The organism is Candidatus Zixiibacteriota bacterium, from assembly GCA_040752815.1.
GTDB lineage: Bacteria > Zixibacteria > MSB-5A5 > GN15 > FEB-12 > JAGGTI01.
Genome location: JBFMGC010000119.1, coordinates 1 through 1,874 on the forward strand (window position 1 = coordinate 1; position 1,874 = coordinate 1,874).

General features: G+C 56.5%; 1 protein-coding gene. It reads right to left on the bottom strand.

Annotated elements, in window-relative coordinates; translation table 11 throughout:
- Positions 1 to 1,874, bottom strand: a 1,874-nt coding sequence (locus tag AB1772_13420) for a PQQ-binding-like beta-propeller repeat protein (protein MEW5797339.1), incomplete at both ends; no start/stop codon positions are given.

Here is a 1,874-nt window from a genome sequence, read left to right on the forward strand (position 1 = left end):
ATGGCGTTCGGGAAGATAACCGTATGGTTGTCGGGTGAACCGAACTCAACCGGAGTATAAATAGTATACTGCGGCAGATCCAGACGCGGACGAGGCTCCTGCTCGGTCAGACAGAACAGCTTCTGAATGTAACCGACCAGGAAGTGGCCGTCATCCATTGAAGGTGAATAATGGTGCATGTAGAGTGATCCGCGCGCCATACGACGGTGGAACATATCCTGACCATTATCCGAATTGTAGAATGTCAGGAAGTCATAGTTGTTACCAACGACATACCAGTCAGGTTTCTCGGTCTCGCAACTGAGGATACCGTCCGCAAGCCACTGAGGCTGAGTTCCCGGGTTGGCAGTGGTCCAGGACCATTTGACGGAACCGCTGGTCTTGCTGAAAGCAACAGGGCCGCGGTATTCGCCGGAGCTGATCCAGCCGTTCCAGCCGGTGTTGATAACATGGCCCGCGTCAACCGCAGGACCATTGTAATCCTGAGCATTACAGGTGGCCGCCCAGTTCAGGGCGCCCGTGGTAGCATCGATGCTGTAGAAAATACCACCGCTCATATACGGCGGATAATCCACATACTGGTTGTAGCTGCTGGCCGTGAACAGGGTCGGAGCGCCTTCGAAGACATCAAAAGCAATGGTGCCGGTGAAGGCTTCCGCGCCGCAGTTCTCGGGGTTCAGGTTGCACAACTGCTGGTTGGCAAACTGCCAGATCGTCGTGCCGGTGCAGGCGTCAACGGCAAAAATGTCGCCGTTGCTGATGTTGGCATCGATACCGACATAGATAACAGTACCGTCGGTGCTGATACCCTTCAGGATGGCGCCGCCAAGACTGATCGGGTTCACCGCCCAGCCGGCATACTTGACGCCGGTCAGAGCTTCCAGAGCATAAATGCTGCCGTTATCGTCGGAGTAGACGATGACTTCGGTTCCACCGCAGTCCACGATCACGGACGGACCGTAGGTCATGAAGTGCTGGCTGTGGAACATGAAGTTCTTGGTCCAGATGATGGCGCCGGTGTTGAGATCGAAAGCCGTGAAGGCTTTGGCATCACCGCCGGCCGTGAAGACCATCGGACCATATCCGGCGACATCATATACGGTCGGGGTGCTGTAGCAGCCGGAACCGATATGGAAACCGTCGTGCGGCTTGTTCCAGATTTCCGCGCCGGTATTGAGATCGATACAGGCCAGATAATCGAGGAAGTAGCAGACGATCTTGTCGCCGAAGATAACAGGGCTGTTCAAGTTGCTGGGCAGACCGGTCGGCTGAACATAGGTCCAGGCCTTGGTCAGGTTGCCCTGAGCATCTTCACCCAGTGAGCTGGCTGAAGCGTTGGTGCGGCCGAAATCGTGGGCCAGAGTGGGCCACTGATCGCCGGGCGAGCAGACTCTTTCCGGCAGCGGCACGCAGCAGACATAAGCCTCGAAAACGAAGTTCGCATCGAGACCCCAGTCATCGGCCATAGTGCCCCAGGCACCCGGTCCCCAGGTTTCGCAGGAGCGGGCTGAACCGCAGCTGCCGTCATCCGACAGGGTGGAGATACCGTGAAGGGTATCTGCGGCCAGAGAGGTGAAACCAATCCAGACATCCTGATCGAAGACGAAACCGTCACCGCTATAGGACGCCCAGTGGAAGGACGACGCGGTCGGGGTCGGGGTGGCAATACCGTAATCAGCCGGAGTCAGGATCTTCTGGAACAACAGGGTTCCGGGAAGACCGCCGCCGCCATCAGCGGCATAGACATTCAGCTCGGTATTTTCTGTGTAACGAGGCCAGGTATATTGCGCCCTGTTCCAATACCAGTAAACATCAAAATTCTCCAACCGGCAGCCGAGACCTGACGGATTGAACAACTGGTATTCACCAATGTC